We start from the raw sequence: 2,527 nt of genomic DNA, 5'->3' as shown, positions 1-2,527 counted from the left end.
CTCCACCGCCGCGTTCCACCTCGAGCGCCTGGCCGCAGCGGGCCTGCTCGCCGTGGAGTTCCGCCGCCTCAACGGCCGCTCCGGGCCGGGGGCGGGGCGTCCGTCGAAGCTCTACCGGCGCAGCGACCGGGAGTTCGCGCTCGACCTGCCCCGTCGCCTGTACGCCGTCGCCGGCGGTGTCATGGCCGACGCGATCCAGCAGGCGATGACGGGCGCCTCTCCGAAGGCCGCGCTGCACGACGCGGCCGATCGCGCCGGCCGTCGCCTCGCCCTCGGCGCACCGGCGCTCGACGTCGCCCTCGAACGGTCGGGGTTCGAACCGCGCCCCGACGGCGGGGACACCGTGCTCGGCACCTGCCCCTTCCACAAGCTCGCGGCGCAGCATCCCGAGGTCGTCTGCGACCTCAACCACGCCCTGGTCTGCGCCATGGCGCAGGAGGTCGGCGACGACGCCGATCGGGTGCACCTCGATCCGGGCGCCGGCGGATGCTGCCTGCGGATCTCCGCGGCATCCGGAGCATCCAAGTGACTCACAGGCAGATCACAGCGAACGTCAAGAGAATGACCCCATGAGCGATGGACCACGCATTCTCATCGTCGATGACGAGCCCAACATCCGCGATCTCCTCACCACGAGCCTCCGGTTCGCCGGCTTCGCCGTGCGCGCCGTCGGCAACGGCGCGCAGACCATCTCGGCCGTGCTCGAGGAGGAGCCCGACCTGATCATCCTCGACGTCATGCTGCCCGACATGAACGGATTCGGCGTCACCAAGCGACTCCGCTCGGCGGGCTACACCGCCCCCATCCTGTTCCTCACCGCGAAGGACGACACCGAGGACAAGATCACCGGCCTCACGGTCGGCGGCGACGACTACGTCACCAAGCCGTTCAGCCTCGACGAGATCGTGGCGCGCATCAAGGCGATCCTGCGGCGCACCATGCACGCCGAGGAGGACGCGGTCATCCGCACCGGCGAGCTGACCATGGACCAGGACACCCACGAGGTGCTCGTCGGCGACGTGCCCGTCGAGCTCTCCCCCACCGAGTTCAAGCTGCTCCGCTACCTCATGCTGAACCCGAACCGCGTGCTCTCGAAGGCCCAGATCCTCGACCACGTATGGGAGTACGACTTCAACGGGGACGCCGGCATCGTCGAGAGCTACATCTCCTACCTCCGCCGCAAGCTCGACCAGCACTCGAACGAGCCGCTGATCCAGACGAAGCGGGGATTCGGGTACATGCTGAAGTCCTCCAAGCCCTGACTCAGGCTTCGCCGCCTAGACTCGGGCAGCCATGCATCAGACGATCAACGAGCGGTGGAACCGCATCTCCCTGCGCACCAAGATCACGGGTGTGACGGTCCTGATGCTGACCCTCGGGCTGCTCGTCTCCGGCATCGGCACGGCCGCCATGCTCCGCTCCTACGTCGAGGAGCAGACGAAGGGCAAGCTCGCGGCCATCGCGTCGGGCGACCTCATGAAGTACTTCACCGACGAGGGCGGCGACGCCGATCCGGGCACCAACCTCGACGACCTCGCGTTCCGGCCCGCCGAAGACGTGTTCGTCGCCGTCTACGACGAGCAGACGGGCAAGTGGGCGCACAACTGGGGCGACCGCGACCGCGCCGAGCTGCCGCAGCTGCCCGCCATGCTGACGCCCGCGATGGTCAACGAGAAGAACGCCGGCGGCTACCAGGTGTTCCCATTGCGGGATGCCGACGGCAACTCGACCTTCCGGGCCGTGGCCGCGCTCATGACGGCCGACCAGCACGGCACCTACGCGCCGATCATCATCGCCGTGTCGTCGAAGGCGACCGAGCAGCTGCTCGCCGTCTACCTCACCATCTTCCTCGGCTTCGGGCTCGGCGTCGTGCTCATCGGCGCCCTGCTGACCCGCATGCTCGTGACCTCGACGTTCACGCCGCTGCGCGAGGTGGAGCGCACGGCCGCCGCGATCGCCGACGGCGACTTCAGCCAGCGCCTCGGCGGGGCCACGCCCAACACCGAGGTCGGCCGGCTCAACCGCTCGCTCAACACGATGCTCAACCGCATCGACCGCGCGTTCCGGGACCGCGCGCGCACCATCGAGCAGATGCGCCGCTTCGTCGGCGACGCCTCGCATGAGCTGCGCACGCCCCTCGTGTCGGTGCGCGGCTACGCGGAGCTGTACCGCATGGGCGCCCTGCAGAGCCCCGAAGAGGTCGCGCAGGCCATGGACCGCATCGAGAAGGAGGCCATCCGCATGGGCGGCCTCGTCGAGGACCTCCTGGCCCTGGCCCGGCTCGATGAGGCCAAGCCGCTCGAGCTCGCCGAGGTCGACCTCGTGCCGCTCGCGCGCGATGCCGCGCTCGACGCGATGGCGGCGAACCCCGCCCGCACGGTGACGGTGATCGCGCCCGAGGAGGTCGGCACCACGGATGCCGCGAGCCCGGCGCCCGAGCTCGAGGTGGAGCTCGAGGCGGAGCGACCGGCGACCGGCGCCATCTCCTTCGCCGGCGCGACCCTCGCGCGGCTTCGCGGCCGTCGAC

3 protein-coding genes are annotated in these 2,527 nt (G+C 70.0%); all 3 read left to right on the top strand.

The window, feature by feature from the left end; genetic code table 11:
* Window positions 1-529, top strand: a 529-nt coding sequence (locus AC1DY2_RS18565) for a helix-turn-helix domain-containing protein (RefSeq protein WP_476763753.1), incomplete at its 5' end; no start/stop codon positions are given.
* A 40-nt stretch (window positions 530-569) separates the two neighbouring features.
* Window positions 570-1,262 carry a response regulator transcription factor gene (locus tag AC1DY2_RS18560; RefSeq protein WP_056734571.1) on the top strand — a complete coding sequence of 231 codons (693 nt, stop codon included), beginning with the start codon at window positions 570-572 and terminating at the stop codon, window positions 1,260-1,262.
* A gap of 31 nt (window positions 1,263-1,293) precedes the next feature.
* Window positions 1,294-2,527, top strand: a 1,234-nt coding sequence (locus tag AC1DY2_RS18555) for a sensor histidine kinase (protein WP_476763752.1), incomplete at its 3' end; no start/stop codon positions are given.

The sequence above is a fragment of the Agromyces sp. P1_H4 genome (assembly GCF_056405255.1).
The sequence above is the reverse complement of the archived record's forward strand: the minus strand, read 5'-3'. Positions and strand labels throughout refer to the sequence as shown.

Excerpts from the sequence above, each read along its gene's own strand:
- AC1DY2_RS18560 (WP_056734571.1), top strand. The coding sequence starts at position 570 with ATGAGCGATGGACCACGCATTCTCATCGTCGATGACGAGCCCAACATC.